This is a genomic window from Seleniivibrio woodruffii (genome assembly GCF_029267515.1).
Taxonomy (GTDB): domain Bacteria; phylum Chrysiogenota; class Deferribacteres; order Deferribacterales; family Geovibrionaceae; genus Seleniivibrio; species Seleniivibrio woodruffii_A.
On record NZ_JAJUIS010000008.1, the window covers coordinates 128,595 to 144,662 of the forward strand.

At 47.8% G+C, this 16,068-nt stretch carries 19 protein-coding genes; 6 read left to right on the plus strand and 13 right to left on the minus strand.

The genetic code is table 11. The features are described from left to right. Positions 1-136 precede the first annotated feature (136 nt). Positions 137-661 carry a phosphatase PAP2 family protein gene (locus tag Q7P67_RS09995; protein ID WP_303851822.1) on the plus strand — a complete coding sequence of 175 codons (525 nt, stop codon included), beginning with the start codon at positions 137-139 and terminating at the stop codon, positions 659-661. Positions 662-729: 68 nt separating this feature from the next. After that, positions 730-1,089 (plus strand): NirD/YgiW/YdeI family stress tolerance protein, encoded by a 360-nt coding sequence (locus Q7P67_RS10000; protein WP_303851823.1) that lies wholly within the window; start codon positions 730-732, stop codon positions 1,087-1,089. 24 nt (positions 1,090-1,113) lie between these two features. On the opposite strand, the gene Q7P67_RS10005 is transcribed toward Q7P67_RS10000, so the two are convergent. From Q7P67_RS10005 to Q7P67_RS10060, 12 genes are all read right to left on the minus strand, one after another. Further along, complete coding sequence (locus tag Q7P67_RS10005) at positions 1,114-2,004, minus strand: 6-hydroxymethylpterin diphosphokinase MptE-like protein (RefSeq protein WP_303851824.1); 891 nt, start codon at positions 2,002-2,004, stop codon at positions 1,114-1,116. After that, positions 2,001-3,206 (minus strand): glycosyltransferase, encoded by a 1,206-nt coding sequence (locus Q7P67_RS10010; protein WP_303851825.1) that lies wholly within the window; start codon positions 3,204-3,206, stop codon positions 2,001-2,003. Before Q7P67_RS10010 ends, Q7P67_RS10005 begins: the two co-directional genes overlap by 4 nt. After that, complete coding sequence (locus Q7P67_RS10015; protein WP_303851826.1) at positions 3,203-4,489, minus strand: bifunctional 2-polyprenyl-6-hydroxyphenol methylase/3-demethylubiquinol 3-O-methyltransferase UbiG; 1,287 nt, start codon at positions 4,487-4,489, stop codon at positions 3,203-3,205. The genes Q7P67_RS10010 and Q7P67_RS10015 overlap by 4 nt, the downstream gene beginning before the upstream one ends. Then, positions 4,482-5,654, minus strand: a complete 1,173-nt coding sequence (locus tag Q7P67_RS10020) for an ABC transporter ATP-binding protein (RefSeq protein WP_303851827.1) — start codon at positions 5,652-5,654, stop codon at positions 4,482-4,484. Before Q7P67_RS10020 ends, Q7P67_RS10015 begins: the two co-directional genes overlap by 8 nt. After that, positions 5,654-6,466, minus strand: coding sequence for an ABC transporter permease (locus tag Q7P67_RS10025; protein ID WP_303851828.1), 813 nt, complete (start codon positions 6,464-6,466; stop codon positions 5,654-5,656). Before Q7P67_RS10025 ends, Q7P67_RS10020 begins: the two co-directional genes overlap by 1 nt. 103 nt (positions 6,467-6,569) lie before the next feature. Continuing rightward, entirely contained in the window at positions 6,570-7,202 is a 633-nt protein-coding gene (locus tag Q7P67_RS10030; RefSeq protein WP_303851829.1) for an HAD family hydrolase, read from the minus strand. Beyond that, on the minus strand, positions 7,199-7,855 hold the full coding sequence (locus Q7P67_RS10035) for a cyclase family protein (protein ID WP_369696022.1): 657 nt from the start codon (positions 7,853-7,855) through the stop codon (positions 7,199-7,201). Before Q7P67_RS10035 ends, Q7P67_RS10030 begins: the two co-directional genes overlap by 4 nt. Continuing rightward, entirely contained in the window at positions 7,851-8,753 is a 903-nt protein-coding gene (locus tag Q7P67_RS10040; RefSeq protein WP_303851830.1) for an NAD(P)-dependent oxidoreductase, read from the minus strand. Before Q7P67_RS10040 ends, Q7P67_RS10035 begins: the two co-directional genes overlap by 5 nt. Beyond that, entirely contained in the window at positions 8,746-9,699 is a 954-nt protein-coding gene (locus tag Q7P67_RS10045) for a phosphoglycerate dehydrogenase (RefSeq protein ID WP_303851831.1), read from the minus strand. The genes Q7P67_RS10040 and Q7P67_RS10045 overlap by 8 nt, the downstream gene beginning before the upstream one ends. After that, positions 9,696-10,451, minus strand: a complete 756-nt coding sequence (locus tag Q7P67_RS10050; protein WP_303851832.1) for an HpcH/HpaI aldolase/citrate lyase family protein — start codon at positions 10,449-10,451, stop codon at positions 9,696-9,698. The genes Q7P67_RS10045 and Q7P67_RS10050 overlap by 4 nt, the downstream gene beginning before the upstream one ends. After that, positions 10,441-11,523 (minus strand): hypothetical protein, encoded by a 1,083-nt coding sequence (locus tag Q7P67_RS10055; protein WP_303851833.1) that lies wholly within the window; start codon positions 11,521-11,523, stop codon positions 10,441-10,443. The genes Q7P67_RS10050 and Q7P67_RS10055 overlap by 11 nt, the downstream gene beginning before the upstream one ends. After that, complete coding sequence (locus tag Q7P67_RS10060; protein ID WP_303851834.1) at positions 11,520-12,191, minus strand: cytidylyltransferase domain-containing protein; 672 nt, start codon at positions 12,189-12,191, stop codon at positions 11,520-11,522. The genes Q7P67_RS10055 and Q7P67_RS10060 overlap by 4 nt, the downstream gene beginning before the upstream one ends. 118 nt (positions 12,192-12,309) lie before the next feature. Here Q7P67_RS10060 and Q7P67_RS10065 point away from each other — a divergent pair, with 118 nt between their 5' ends. Beyond that, the gene (locus tag Q7P67_RS10065; protein WP_303851835.1) at positions 12,310-12,822 is read left to right on the plus strand and encodes a YhcH/YjgK/YiaL family protein; all 513 of its coding nucleotides are present in this window, start codon (positions 12,310-12,312) and stop codon (positions 12,820-12,822) included. On the opposite strand, the gene Q7P67_RS10070 is transcribed toward Q7P67_RS10065, so the two are convergent. Next, positions 12,789-13,868: a glycosyltransferase family 1 protein gene (locus tag Q7P67_RS10070; RefSeq protein ID WP_303851836.1), complete on the minus strand. Its 1,080-nt coding sequence runs from the start codon at positions 13,866-13,868 to the stop codon at positions 12,789-12,791. The genes Q7P67_RS10065 and Q7P67_RS10070 overlap by 34 nt on opposite strands. Before the next feature lie 131 nt (positions 13,869-13,999). On the opposite strand from Q7P67_RS10070, the gene Q7P67_RS10075 reads away from it, so the two are divergent. The 3 genes from Q7P67_RS10075 to Q7P67_RS13450 form a co-directional block, all read left to right on the plus strand. Beyond that, complete coding sequence (locus tag Q7P67_RS10075; RefSeq protein WP_303851837.1) at positions 14,000-15,157, plus strand: GDP-L-fucose synthase; 1,158 nt, start codon at positions 14,000-14,002, stop codon at positions 15,155-15,157. After that, positions 15,157-15,933 carry a glycosyltransferase family 2 protein gene (locus Q7P67_RS10080; RefSeq protein WP_303851838.1) on the plus strand — a complete coding sequence of 259 codons (777 nt, stop codon included), beginning with the start codon at positions 15,157-15,159 and terminating at the stop codon, positions 15,931-15,933. Before Q7P67_RS10075 ends, Q7P67_RS10080 begins: the two co-directional genes overlap by 1 nt. Beyond that, positions 15,930-16,068 (plus strand): acyltransferase family protein (locus Q7P67_RS13450; protein ID WP_369696023.1); only part of this gene is annotated, 139 nt, incomplete at its 3' end. The genes Q7P67_RS10080 and Q7P67_RS13450, both read left to right, overlap by 4 nt.

Below are 16,068 nucleotides of genomic sequence, written 5' to 3' on the forward strand. Positions count from 1 at the left end.
GAAACATAATCAATACTAACACGACCTGAGTAATAATAAAATATTAAAAGTATGACGATACGGAAAAAAATGTTATTCAGACCTTGACATACGGCTGACATTTCTGCTTAGATTTTCCGACACAAACGGGGTACTTATGAAAAATATTATTACTGTTCTGATACTTCTGATTTCACTTTCCGCACATGCGTTCGACAACGATGATGCAGACAAGTCCGGCGACGCTATGCGGGTTGCTCTGCCACTTGCAGCGCTCTATACCACCATTCTGCACGACGACAAAGAGGGTGCCTTGCAGTTCTCCGAATCATTTCTGGCAAACGTTGCGGCGACCTATGCCCTTAAAGAGACAGTGAAAAAGGACAGACCGGATGAAAGCGGCAACGACGCTTTCCCATCCGGACACGCCTCCGTCACTTTTCAGGCGGCAACTTTCCTGCAAATGCGCTACGGAACTGCATACGGAGTACCTGCATATCTGGCTGCAGGATACACGTCATGGACGCGCCTTGCCGCGGACGAACACGATGAAACAGATATCCTCGCCGGAGCTTTGCTAGGAGCCGCATCGGCATATTTTCTGACCACACCTAATGTAACCATCATGCCCCATATTGATAAAAAATCAGTAGGCGCAAGCATTACATTCAGACTTCCATGACTTTTTCTGAACTAAACAGACGATTGACAGTCATGAAGATATGTTAAAATATATCAGGGGTTATTAACATGAGCATGAGAACAATTATTTTGGGAGGTCTGGCAATACTCTCCCTCTTCAACTTTGCATTTGCCCAGTATATAGGACCAAATGCCGCAAAAACCTATTCAACGGTTGCGGAAGTAAACAAGAAACCTGTGGACGATGCTGAAGTTGTATTCCAAGGCTATCTGACAAAAAAAGTCGGCAATGAAAAATATATCTTCACTGACGGCACAGGTGAAATTCGTGTTGAGATAGACAGCGACATCTTCCCCAACGTCGCAGTAGGGGCGAAAACAAAAGTCGAGATAAAAGGGGAGGTTGAAAAAGATTTCCTTGAATCACCGGAAATTGACGTTGACATCATTCAGGTACTTGAAAAATAAAAGGGAGCTTTTCAGCTCCCTCTTCTATTTATTAAAAAGCGAAAAATAATCCACTCTTTCAAACACTTCCAGCTTTCCGCCCGCCGTTGCGTTGCGTATCTTTCCGCCTGCCCGTTCAAAAAACTTTCCTGCTTTGGCATACCCCTGTTCCATCCTGTCAACCATAGGGTCGTGCCAGCGTTTGCCCTTGCCGAAATAGTCAGGGTGAAAGTGATTGGGGTCATCGCCCGTGGAGGTTATCTTCAAACCCTCCACCTCCGCTTCCTGCGGAATGATATAATGGTGGTCGAAACCTATGAGGTAAAGCTCACGGACACCAAAGTAGTAAGCCAGCTGCATACATACATATGTAACAGAACCGCCTGTAAAAACCTGACGTGCCGCATTCGTTGAAAAATACGGAAAATCAGGGTAGTTGTCATATCTCATTCGGACGTTAAGCCAGTTCGTGCAGTCGTCCGGTTTAAGACAGTAGCGCAGGTAATTTCCGAACCACTTCTGTGTTCCTTTAAGCCTGTTTATCTCGTCGGCTCTGTCTTCCGCAACAAAGTTATCCTCGACAACATAGTGCGTGGGCAGAAACCCCATCTTTTCATAGTTCAGATAAATACTGTTAACACCGATAGTTACTTCATCTTTTAAAAGTGTCAGATCAAGTTTATTCAGACTCGGTCCGTTCCCTATAAGAAACGCACGTCTGCCTTTATGAGCGTTCTGATATTTCAGGATATTGCGGTGGTTCTCCGTAAGCCCTATGCCGCGCCCCGCCAGCTTATAGCCGAGCGTTTCAAAAATAAGCTCCATTGCGGACGAGTCATACTTATCCTTATAAGGTCTTGTATAGCCGTCGATAAGTTTTGAGCGCACTTTCCTGTATGCTCTGTAAGGTACTGAATTTTTAATAAATTCTTTCATCTGCCACCCTTAATTTCCTGATATATCCTTTCATAGTTAGCCGCCATAGTATCTTCCCCGAAAAATTCCTCAACAAACGGGCGGCAGTTCTTTTCAATGCTCTTTATCTCGTCTCTGTGCTCATACAGATACTTTATCTTTTCTGAAAGCTGCTTTGTGTCATAAGGGTCAAAAAGCCATCCGGTGCACCCTTCTATGACCATTTCAGGTATCCCGCCTGTCGCCGCTCCAAGAACCGGAGTCCCGCAGGCGAGACTTTCAAGGACTGTGTTCGGCAGGTTATCCACTATGGACGGGATGCAGAATACGTCGGCACAACTGTAATAACGGCTTATTGCATCAGTTCCCGAAACTGAACCCTTTATAACCAGTCTGGGGTCACGCTTATCGGTCTTAGCAACACTGCCGATAACCACAACCTGCATATCAAGCTCAGGCACCATTTTGACCGCTTCGATCACGGCATCCACGTTTTTACGTTTCCATGCACCCGTTCCGGCGAGAAACAACAGAGTGAACCTGTCGGGGTCTATTCCGACATATTCGCAGGCTTCCGCTTTTTCCACAGGCACGATAGCGCCCAAAGGTATACCGTTGTTAACCTTAACAGCTTTTTTACGTCCTTTAAGAACAGCATCCGCAAGGTCGGTAAGCCACTGGGAAGGTGGTGTGAACATAACGTCAGCCGGCTTATCACCGGCAATATCCTCCGGTTTATAAAGGTGTCTGCGCCATGGTTCAATGGGACAGTAGGTTATCTCCTCTCCGTCCAGAGCTTTTATTTTATAGTTGTACCCGTAAAGTGCGAACTGGTCGTGCATTGTCCAGACAACAGGAAACTCGGATGCGAGCTTCGCTATCTGCTTCTGGGTGAAATAGCAGTTGTGCAGGTGTACCACATCAGGCTTAAACTGTCTGACACGGCTGAGGAAAACCGAAAATATAAGATTCCGGTACACTTCCGTGCGGGTATATCTGGTGATTGTTCTCGCAAGCCTGTACACAACCTTTTTAGGCAGTGAATAGCTTCTGCCGAGGTGCCACGGGCGAATCCCTGTATTTTTATATAAAGAATAGTCGTTTTTCTGTTTTTCAAAAACGTACATGACCTCGTGGGTCTTCGCCGCGGCTGCGGCGAGTCGGTAGGCGGCTATGGAAGCCCCGCATCCGTAATCGTTCTCACTGTATAGAATGAGTTTCAACCAAAATACCTCTTGTAATATTTCGCAAAAATTTCCCGCAGTCCCCGGTAGCTTTCAAGTTTGGCACGGACACTTGTATAGGGCGTTTTAAAGTGTACGTCAATAGCGTGCATGAGTTCCGTGGCAACTTTCTTCTCCTGCTCGTGCCAGCGGCGCGCTATGTCCCCTCTCTCCTTCTCCGCCTCATTCCATCTTGCGAACTTTTCAGCCTCAGCCTTTTCATGTTCGTGCCAGCGGTGAACCGTGGCAAGGTCGTCTTTCAGGTTATTGCGGATTGTGCTGAAATTGTCTATGCCCTCTTTCAGAAACTCCCGCGCAAAAACAAGCCTTTCCAGATATCCCATGATATCCGCATAGTTTGAGGAAATATCCACCGCCTCCGCCGATTCGCACGGTCTGAACACCGCCTCTGCCTTTTCATTTGCGCAGAGTGTTTCGAACCCGCCCGCGGCAAGCACAGCCGTCAGCGATGTTCTGTTGAAATTGTACATGTGCGCATGGATAAGATATTCGAGAAAATCAAAATTGTAAGTGGCAATGTTGCCTATATTACAAAGACCCGGCACCTCTATATACAGAAGTCCCTGCGGTTTAAGCAGTTTTCTTATCTTTGCCAGTTCCGCCCTAAGGTCGGTGAAATGCTCAAAAACATGGCTGAGAATCAGAACGTCATAATTCCCGCCCTTTTCAAGCATCGTATCCAGATCGCCATACACTATGTTTATGCCAGCCTGCCGGCATTCTTCGATACAATCAGTACTGTATTCCGTGCCTGTTGCGTTCACAGTAACACCCTCTTTCGCCGCCTCGGTGGTCAGTTCGATGAGAACGTTACCAGTGCCGGCACCTATCTCAAGAACGGAAAGTTCTTTAGATTTCGTAAGATAGGGTTTAAGCATCCTGTATATTTTGTTCCCCTGCCAAAGACGGAAAAGAGCCTGCTGGTCATGTACGTGCAGATGCCCGTAGTTAAGCACATGGTAGAATGTGTCGTAATATTCAGGCAGTGACTCAGCCGCAATACGCGGCGATGTTATCACCAAGCCGCACTTCTTACAGATGAGAGCACCGAAAGGAAGCCCGAAACGGTCTGTTTCAGCTATTTTTTCAAGGTCAGCAGAACCGCACTGGCAGCCTGCGACCTCTTCGGTCTTTATTTTGCCGTTTTTTATGTATTCCAGAAAAAGAAGTCGCTGCTGTTCGGCGTTTTCGTTCAGCTTTCTGGGTATTCTGCCTTTTTCAAGAAGTATGCCGCGGAACTGAGGAAAGTTGATGTCACTCATATGTCTCCCATTTCTGACCTATAGTCACAAAACCGAAAACCCTCTCCTGCGGTGCCACGCAGAAGCCGCCGTTAAGCTGTCTGTAAAGAAATTCCCGTCCGTCCACAACCGCAATGACAGAAACGTACTGCCCCGGATTGAAAACACATGGGATCTTCAAGCTCCCTTTTACCACATTATTTACATTAGAAAAATGGAATTTTGAGGTGTCGGTGTTAAAGGCAGTCACCAGTGTTCCCTCGGAAGTGTATAAAGGGATGCCGATTATCAGGTTTTTCGGTTCGAAATGCAGCCGGAAAGAGAAGCTGAAAATCATTTCCTCGCCAAGTCTGTATTCCTCTTTGTCCCATGAATGAAAAACGTCCGATATTTTTCCGTCGTTGTGGTAGATATCGCCGTAAAAAGGTCTGACAGGCTCCGCTTTGCCTTCCGGTTTCTGACTTGAAAGGTAAAGCTCTATAGCCTCGTCGGGACTGCCGTTGAAAACAGCCTTCCCGTTCTGTATCACCATAACCTTGTCGCAGAACATCTTAACATCGTTCATGGAGTGGGAAACGAATATTACGGACATCCTCTCCCGCATGGAATTTATTTTCGCAAGGCATTTCTGGCGGAAGACAAAATCACCGACGGCGAGCACCTCGTCCAGAATAAGGATATCAGGTTCAACCGAAGTGGCTATACCGAATCCGAGGCGTGACTTCATCCCGCTGCTGTAGGTTTTCACAGGCTGATTGATGTGATCTTTCAACTCAGCAAATCTGATTATCTCGTCCGATTTGGTTTTCAGCATATCGCCCGAAAACCCGTTTATTTTGAGATTTAGAATTATATTTTCCATTCCCGTCAGTTCGGGTTTCAGACCGGAAGTGACCTCAAGTATTGCAGCTACCCGCCCGCGTTTGTGCACGACACCGGAAGTGGGCTGAATGACCCCAGCAATTATTTTAAGCAGAGTGGATTTACCGTGCCCGTTGCGCCCTATGATGCCAAGCGTTTCGCCCCGTTTCAGCTCAAGCGATACACCTTTGAGGGCGTGAAACTCCTTATGGTGCGCCTTACCCGTGAGGCTGAAAACCTCAAGAACCCTGTCGAAAGGCTTATCGTAGAGCCTGTAAGTTTTGCTGATGTTCTCCGCGCGGACAACTGTGACCCTGTTAGGCATCAAAGCACCTCCGCAAAATGGGGACGCAGTTTTTTAAACACAACAACCCCGACAAGCAGAAAAACAAAAGCGAACACCAGAAAGAACGCAAGCTGGCGGAAATCTTCAAAAAACCATTTATGATAGATGAAGGTATTTCTGTATCCCTCCACAACATAGACCATCGGATTTATATACAGAAAAACGCGGTATTTTTCCGGCACAGACGAAGCCTGCCAAAAGATAGGAGTGACCCAGAACCCGGTTTGCAGGATAACACTTACTACCTGACTCATGTCCTTTGTAAAAACCCTTACAGCACCGGTAAACCAGCCCAGACCAAGGGTTATGAGAAATATGCACAGGAGATAGAACGGAAGCTGGAGCCAGTAGACAGTAGGGTAATAACCTTTATAAATCGCTATTGCAGCTATGATAAGCAGAAAAATGAGATGCAGATAGAAGGACGATATTATCTTAACCAGAGGCAGGATGCTCACACGGAAATCCACCTTTTTAACCAGATGCCTGTTGTTCACAACAGCGTTCATTCCGCCCGTAACGCAGTCCGCGAAATACGCCCACGGAGCATAACCACTCACCAGATATAAGATAAAAGGCACACGGTCGCTGCCTACGCGCTTAAAACCCACGGAAAACACCAGCCATATTGTAACAACGAACAGAAGTGGACGGAAAAGCGCCCAGAGCAGACCGAGGTACGAACCCAGATATTGCTGGCGGAAATCGTCCACCGACAGCGCAAACACAAGCGTGCGCTCCCTGTATATGTTCAGAATAAATTCAAACGAACCCTTTATTATCGCAGACAAATTGCGCTCCAACATCTATTTGATACGAGACTGCCGCATCGCATACGTTCTCCGCAGTGGCAGCTACCTGTCTTTGCGGGTGAAACGAAGCAATCTCAGTTCATTAGCTTATATATTCTTTCTCAAAAGCGGCGTAATCATCGATGTAGTAATCCGAAAACTCACGCAGGCGCTCGCCGTTGAACCCGCAGAAGATAAGTCCGCTGTGCTTCGCAGCATCATAGTCAGCCCTCGAATCACCTATCATGACGACCTGATATCTGTCGTATCCGTTCTCCTCAACTATGTCGGCAACAACATCGTTCTTGGGGCGGGGCGAACCGTAAACCGAAACGAAATACTGTGTTAGATCAAGACACTTGCAGATATACCTCAACTCCTTCTGCTCGGTGCCCGAAGCAACGTGCATGGGGATATGCGTGTAATGCCTCTTTATGAAATCCAGCGTTGCGGGGATAATGTATTTTTTATCCGTCAGTTCCGCCAGCATGAGTTTCGAATACCTTTCGGCATACTCCATGACGGTCTCTTCCGTAATGCTCTTTCCCAGAATTTTTTCAAACATATAGCGTATTTTCACAAATCTTGATATGCCGCCGTTATTCCGGTGGAACTCAAGCAGTTTATCCACGGCAGTCTTATCAAAATCAGCGAAAAGAAGCTCGAAACCTTTGTCTTTAACAGGCATTGAGTCCAGCACAACGCCGTCGAAATCGAAAATTATACTCTGAATCACTCCATTTCCCCCACAACAGTACAGGGCAGACCGTCTGTTTCGTCCACCCTTAAAGGCAATATAATAACCCTGCTTATTATATCCGTATTTTCAATATCCAGTTTCATATCTTCAAGCAGGACAATCGGCTTTTCAGGATTAAGAAACGCCTTATGCGCCTTTCTGCCCTCCGGTCTGTTCTGAAAAGAGGAGACAGAGAGAGTGTCCATGCCGAACAGCCTGACGTTTTTATATTTTTCGCGAATATAGTCAGCCACCGATTCGTGGAATCCGAAGTTTTTATCGGCATTGTCCTCGTCCGTTCTGTCAAATCCCGTGCGGACGATTATGCAGTCGAAACCCGCGTCGTCAACAGTGTCGAGCTTACTGAAAAGCTCATCCCTTATAACATAATCAGCAGGCTTAACATCCACGAACAGAGGTTTTTCGAAAAACCAGAAATCAGCATCGAAAGAGTTTATATCCTGCCCGTCGGCATAAAAATGCAGCGGCATATCCAGATGCGTTCCCGTGTGCACACTCATGTTCATGCGGGTATTGTTTGCTGCATCGCCCTTTGACATATCGGAGATGCGCTCCAGCTCAACCTGCTTTCTTCCGCCGTATGCAGGAGTTTCAGTATTTATGGTGTGAGAGAGAAATACCCTTTTAATCGATCTCCTCCCTGCTGTTTATCTCTCTGTCGTGTATCTCGCGGATACAGTCGAGAATACCCTGCCCCATGTCTATAAAGGGGTTCGGCACCAGTTTTTTGCACACGCTGGGGTGGAACGAATAGGGAGTGAGTTTATAGTGGTGGTCGTTGACCTCTTTGTTCAGCACTATCTCAACGTCGTTGCCCAGAATCTCCTTTATCATTGTGAAAAGGTCAACCCTCGGCATCCGCTCGATACCTGTCAGAATGATATGACCGTTTATAAACTTTGCATCCTCTATGATGTCCACAGACATTGCGGCAGCATCCTGCGCGTGGATGTACTCCCGCACCTCCTGTCCGTCTCTGTCGTGGATTATCTTCTTCTCGGTTATGGCGCTCTTCAGCACGGAATAAAGATAGTTGTTACCGTATGCCCGCTCACCGTATACAGAACCGTAGCGGATTATGGTAAACTCCAGCCCGAACGCCCTGTAATATTCCTCGGTGAGTTTTTCCGAGGCAAGTTTGCTCACGCCGTAAAACGAGCCTCTGTCACTGAGAGCATAAGCGCTTGATGCGTAAATATATCTTTTTACATTTTTGTTTCTGCATCCCTCAAGCACATTGAGGTTGCCGACAATATTGGTCTCGATGGTTTCAACGGGCATGGATACCGCCATGTCCAGATTTGCCATACCCGCAAAGTTATATACATAAGAAACTTCGGATGTGATAAGCTGACTCACCATATCCCTGTTCATTATATTACATTCCACAAACTCGCAGGTCGCCGGAAGATATTCGCTCTTTCGAAGGTCTGCCGCCGTCACTCTGTAGCCCCTTTTCAGAAGCTCTTCCACGACATAGCAGCCTAAAAATCCTGCTCCGCCGAAAACAATGACCCTCTCATTCATTTGAGAACACCTCGTTTTTCAGGTTTTTACCTGTGAGAAAGCGCACCGCCTCCTCAACAGACTGAACCTCCATGTCCGTGCGGCTGGCTGTGGTTGCCGCTCCCATGTGGCATGTGAACAGCATGTTGTCCAGTTCCAGCAGCTTGCCTTTATAGGGTTCATCCACGAAAACGTCCGCTGCGGAAGCCGCTATCACGCCGTTTTTCAGAGCATCGTAAAGGTCGTCCTCGTTCACAATGCCGCCACGCGCCGTATTGATGAGAAAAGCGTGTTTCTGCATCATGTTAAGTTCTTTCGCGGTGATAAAATTCCGCGTGTCCTTTTTCAGCGGCAGATTTACGCTTACGATGTCACTGTTTTTAAGAACCGTCTCTTTATCGGTATAGGTTATGCGCTCGCAGCGCCCGAAGATTATGTCGGGGTTTGTGTCGTGGGCAAGAATATTCACGTTGAAGCCGGAAAGCATATGCGCAAGGCTCTTTCCGATGCGTCCCATGCCGAAAATACCTATGGTCCGGCTATGAAGAAGCAGCCCCATGTGCCTTGTCCAGCCGCCGTTTCGCATAAGTTTATCGCTGGATGTTACCCTGCGGGCGAGGTCGAGCATCATACCCACACAGAGTTCCGCGACAGCAGTTGTGGGCGCCTCCGGGGTGTAAGCCACCCGCACGCCGTATTTTCTGCACAGTTCGAAGTCCACACCGTCAAGCCCCACACCTACCCTTGATATAAGTTTCAGGTTCGGAGCGTTCTTAAACACTTCCTCGGTGATGTTCTCAGTTCCGGCAACAAGCACCGCCGCGTCTTTGATATCCTCGGCAAGCTCCGCAGATGTCAGCTTACGCCCCCGCGTGTTTTCTCGGTATTCTATGCCGTTCTCCTCCAGAAGCTGTCTGGGCACAGGGGATGTCTGGAAGAACGGGTGTGTGGAGATAAAAACTTTCATGCCTTGTGCCTGCCCATCTCTTCCCTTGCCTTCTGCCCCAGAAACAGGAAATCGAGGCTGAACGCAAGAAAGGTATATCCGAGATCAATCTTCTCTTTCAGTTTTTCATAGTCGGGCTGGATAACGTGGAACCCCAGCGGGAAGTCAGCCGCCTTGCAAGCCTTTTCAACGGCGAGCAGCGCCTCTTTCACTTCAGGCCGGTCATACTCGCCCGGCACGTTCATTGAGCCTGAAAGGTCATAGGGTCCTATGATTATTCCGTCGATGCCCGGCGTTGTGATTATATCGTTTATGTTGCGGACAGAATCAATATGCTCAACCTGAGCAATGATAACCGACTCGTCTTTAAGCCATTCCTTGTATTCGTCGAAACCTGTGCCGTATTTCTGCGCGCGGGCAAGACCAACGCCTCGTTTGCCTATGGGCGGATATTTTGCGAAGCGCACAGCCTGTTCCGCGTCCTCGCGGCTGTTCACCATGGGAACGATTATGCCGTCAGCTCCGGCATCCATAATGCGTTTAATGACAACCTCTTCGTTTTTGCCGACGCGGACAAGGGCTTTCATACCCGCCGCCTGAATGTGCCCGATGAGGTTCTGCGCCGCCGCAAGTTCTATGACGCTGTGTTCAAGGTCGATGGTGAGCCACTCGAAACCTGCGCTCGCCATAATCTCGATAACGGACTGGTGCCCTATCGTCACCCATGAACCCAGCGTGAGTTCGTTGTTTTTCAGCTTTTGTTTAAGAGACATTTTTAACTCCGTTGTATCTTGCGGAAATACTGGCAAGATATGAATCGTTCAATGAGATATATTTTCTGCCGCGCCCCTCGCCGTATGCGAAGAGAGCCTCCATAAGTTCATCGTGTCCGCTCTGATATTGTACATAATTTCTGTCGCGGAAAAAAGAGGGATGTGCGTCAACCACCTTTTGCATCAGTCCGTCATATTGTACCAGACTGTTGTACTTCCAGAACATTTTGTCATTCGGGCTTCTGCCGTTGGCACCGAGAATATAAATTTCATCGGCAAGTGCGGAAGCGGCGGGCAACATGAGATAGGTTAATATATTGTCGGTAACGCGGACGGAAAGATTTTCAGCCGCAGGGAAATTAAAATCACCGTTTCTGCCGATGCCTATGATTTTATCCGAAAGCTGCGGATAATGTGCCAGCATCAACGCTACCATATTTTCAGGGATAACGACGTAAACGCCGTATCTCTCCACGGTTTTCAGCACGTCGCGCCTGAAAGTCTGCGAATATTCGTTCCAACTGAAATGGTACACAGGATCGGCAAAGCAGAGGATATCGGGATGCAGCCACTCAAGAAACCCGTCGTTCTTAACAACGCTGTTGCATATCACCTTTATCATGTCCCGCGTTTCGGGATGGCTTTCATAATCCGAAAAAGATTCGCCCGTGAGAAAACAGCAGGCGCTGTTTTTACTTTTCAGTTTTTCGGCGAGTGCGGAAAAATTTCTGCGGGAAATATCAGAATAGTCTTTGCCGCAATAGGTACCGTAAAGATAGCTCCACGCGGTGCATTCTTCGGTTGAATAGAAGTTTCCATCCACAACTGCGCACTTGTGCAGGCGCAGCAGATTGAAAAATATCAGCCGCCGGTCAGTTATCAGGTAAAAATCGGCTCTGCCTGTCACCAGTTCAAAGGTATCCGGCAGATACCATGCCGCCTTCGCTCCGAAAATGGCATCGCGACCGCCGATAACGCCTATTCTGCGGACGTTATGCGGCGTGCCGAAAAAGATTTTGCATATTTTGCGGAACAGTCTGAATATAAACCAGACCGGGCGGCGCAATGTCATCCGTTCTTCCTCTTGATATACAGAAGCTCCGCCAGTTCGAAATCCTCCGGTTCGTCAATATCCACCGCTTCCAGCTTGTTCATCTCGCTCATGGCGGGTTTAATGCCTATGCGCTTATTGCCTGCCGCGGCGAAAGAAGTTTTGCTGAACACAAAGAAGTTGCTGTTCTCCTCATAAACAGGGGGAAGATCCTGCGTGCGCAGAAGCTCTGCTGGGTTATGGTTGACTGGTTTGCCGTCGGTCCAGTAAAGGCGGGTTTGCAGCCTTGTAACGGAGAAAACGGAATCGTATTTTCCAAGGTTCGCGAAATATTCATCGATTGCTCTGTCGATGGTCTCCGGTTTCACCAGCGGGTTTGTGCTGTGGGTCTGGAGGAAGTGTTCGCCCTCCAGCTTTGAAAGGTCATATGCTATTATGTCGTTCATGGCGACGAAATCACCCTGAATTTCTACGGGGCGGTCAATAATCTGTACGCGGTCGAAATTTTTCAGCGCGTCGTTCTTTATAATCTCGCTGTCGGTGTTTATCACAACCTTATCTATATTTCGGCACTGCAAAAGCACGTTCATAACCGCATGGTAGAGCGGTTTTCCCGCAAAATCGCGCATATTTTTGTTTTTTACCCTTTCGGAATTGCCCTTCATGGGCAGAAGTGCCGTAACTTTCATATAGCCACCCGCATAATATGTTTTAATTTGTAATAATCCCCCTTTTGGGGAACTGCAACAGATTTTTATTGATATTTGCCTCGAACGGGCAGAATATACCTTCTCTGCGAGGTGAAAAATGGCTGTAATCACGGTTCTTGACGAATTAATAAAGGCTTGCCCAGACGAAACGATAAAAAAATATCTGCTGACGCTCAAAGATGAGACTTCTGAAACCATGCGACGGATAAAGTCGTTTAATCCCGCCACCTTTGAGAGATTTCAGATTACAAAAGATGTGTTCGCCATAGAGCAGTCATTCGAAACAAAGGACAGAAATCTGTGCTTTTTCGAGTCTCACAGAGGCTACGTTGACATACAGATAATGCTTGGCGGAAACGAGCAGATGGAACTCTGCCGAATAGAGAAACTTGAAACCGACGTGCATTACGATGCGGAAAAGGATCTTATAAAATATAAACTGACTGACAGAGCCTCAAAACTGGCGTTCGGAAAGTACGACTGCGCGGTGTATTTCCCCTCCGACGCTCACCTTTGCGTTGCGAAGCTGGGCGGCATATCCACAGTTTACAAAACAGTGCTTAAAGTACCCGCAGACTATAAGGATTTCTTCGCAAGTATCGTTTCATAGAAGGCTTTTGTCTCTGCAAAACACCTGTCCCATGAAAAATTCGCAGAGTGAGCAAAACCCTTTGCAATAAGCTCCGCCCGTCTGCCTCCGACGCTTTGAAGGGCGCCTGCAAAACCATGCGGTGTCACATCCTTAACGAGTATTCCGGCATCCCCTGCGGCTTCCGGCAGAGACGAACAGTCGGACGCTATCACTGGGCATCCGCACCGCATCGCTTCAAGGACGGGCAACCCGAAACCTTCGTAAAGTGAGGGATACAGCAGGCAGTCCGCCGCCGAGAAGATATCCTTTATCTGTTCGTTGGTCATATATCCGAAAACTCTGTATCTGTCTTTCAGTTCGCCATCCAGAAGAGCTTTTTCATCATCGGTCACGGCGCGTCCGCCCAGCACCAGCAAAAAATGACCGCTGAGTGCGCAAGCCTTAACAGCCGTATCAAAATTTTTGTATCCGCTCCTGTCCCCTATGAACACAGCATAGCTGTCACTCGCCAGCCTGAACTCTTTAAATATCTCATCACGTGATTTTTCCGACGGTCTGAAATCGTTCCCCACGCCGTTATGAACAACGATAACCTTTTCCGGGTCGGTCTCCGGAAAAAAGCGCATAAGGTCTTTTCTGGTGTTCTCCGAGATACAGATAACCCCGTCGGCACGCTGCACTGCGGCGCGTTTCTGGGCTGTGTGCACAACTTTTTTCAGACCCCTCACATATATCTCATAAGTGAAATCATGCACAGTGACTATCTTTGCCGCCCGCAGGTCGGTGCAGTCTCTATAATAGCTGGAATGAAAAACACATCCATCCCCAAGCCGCAGGCGCACCGGAAGATATCTGTTTATCTTAACGGGCAGTCCGCTGTCGTATATCACATTTTTCACATCAAGCATCTCGCGGAATTTATTGCCGCATTGCCCTCTCTGCTCAATGAAGGTTATGAGGCTGCTGCTGTCCGCGATAAAGCGGGAGGCGAGTTCCTGCCAATAGCGGGATATACCGCCGGATTTCTGCAAGCTGAACACGATGTTGTCATAAAATATATTCATACAAAACATCTTATCATATGCCGGGAAAACAGTTAAGATTTTTATGACACTGCCCGTACCCCTTAAATGAAATTGACATGGATGCAGGTTTCGTTTAAATATGTCGGATTACACTTTAATCAGGTATCCGAGTGAAAAACAAAACCGTGGTCAAAAAATCTGACTGTGTTCTCGTTGCCGGCGCCACAGGACTTGTGGGGTCCGCCATCGTGCGGGCGCTCGCCGAAAGAGGATATGAGAACATCGTCGGCACTTATTACAAAACAAAGCCTGCCCCCGTCTACAAAAACTATCTGAAAAATTATCAGAAGATGATAAAAAGCGGACAGCTCCGCATGATAAAATGCGACCTGACCAACCAGAGCCGGACGATCTCTCTGTTCCGCAAAATACAGCCGGATTTCGTTTTCAACTCCGCGGCGCGCGTTGGCGGAATTTATGCAAACAACACATACCGCGCGGAATTTATCTATGAAAACCTGCGGATGCAGAACAACATAATCCATTATGCACACGAATACGGCGTGAAAAAGCTGCTTTTTCTCGGCAGCAGTTGTATCTATCCGAAAAATGCCGAACAGCCCATCAGAGAAGATCAGCTGCTCAAAGGTGAACTTGAATACACCAACGAACCCTATGCTCTGGCAAAAATTGCAGGAATAAGGCTGTGCGAAAGCTATTATCTGCAATACGGCTGCAACTTCATATCAGTAATGCCCACAAACCTTTACGGGTACAACGATAACTATGACCTGAAAGGTTCACACGTTATACCCGCACTCATAAGAAAGACCTATCTTGCGTCCCTTTTCGAAAAGGGCGACATGGACGCAATTGCCGCAAACCTGAAAGACGACTGCGGCGACACAGGACATGTTGAGTGTCTGAAAAGCATCGGCATAGAAAAACAGAACGGAAAAACAGTGCTCAATCTCTGGGGGACAGGAAGTCCTCTTAGGGAGTTCATGCACGTTGACGACATGGCAGAGGCTTCATGCTTTCTAATGGAGAACGTTGACGCGTGGGACATGGACGACGAAACGGGAATATACAGAAACGCACACATAAACATCGGTTCCGGCGACGAAGTTTCCATAAAAACACTTTCAACAATGGTGGCGGACGTTGTGGGATATAAGGGTGAACTGCGGTTTAACCCCGAAATGCCCGACGGCACCCCAAGAAAACTTCTGGACTGCTCCAGACTGCACTCTCTGGGTTTCAGACACCGCATCTCACTTGAAGACGGTCTGCGGTCCGCCTTTAACGATTATCTGAGCCGTCAGTAATGAAAAGAGTGTCAATCGTTACCATAGTAAAAAACGATTCGGCAGGTCTTGAAAAAACAATCAAAAGTGTAACTGCACAGACATTCAGGGACTATGAACTCATAGTCGCAGACGGGGGTTCTGAAAATTCCACCCTGTCTGTAATAAACCGCTTAAAAGGCTGTATTGATATCTTTCTGGAAGGACCCGACAAAGGTATCTATGACGGAATGAACAAAGGCATTGCGGCGGCGCAGGGAACATATATTATTTTCATGAACGCAGGCGACGTTTTCGCATCACCTGACGCTCTGGAAAATGTTTTCGGCGCTGTAACGGGCGAACCGGATGTGATATACGGCGACTACAGGGTTAACTACGGATACACCGAGAAACTGATAAAAGGAGCCCCTGTCGGCAACATCTGGAAAGGGATGCTGACATCCCATCAGAGCACGCTTGTCAGAACGGGACTCATGAAAAAGCACCCGTTCCGCCTCGGCGTGCGAATCGGAGCGGATTTTGACAGGCTTTTCCACCTTTATTCCGCCGGCGCATCATTCGTTTACGTCCCAGTGACTGTCTCCGTCACCGAACCAGGGGGCGTTTCCGACAGAAAACGGGTTCAGGTTTATAAAGACCACTTCCAGACACTTACGGAACATAATGCAGCCGGACTCTCCAGAAGACTGTATTACATATATATAACCACAGACGCATTTCTGAGGCTCACCGCAAAAAGACTGCTCCCGCGGGAGGCTGTAAGAAGGTTTATCACGTCAAGAGCGGAAAAATGAGTCTTAAATACCGAAGCGACATAGACGGACTGCGCACGCTCGCAGTTATGCCCGTTATCTTCTACCATGCCGGAATGACCCTGTTCTCCGGCGGCTACGTCGGCGTGGACATCTTTTTTGTCATATCAGGCTATC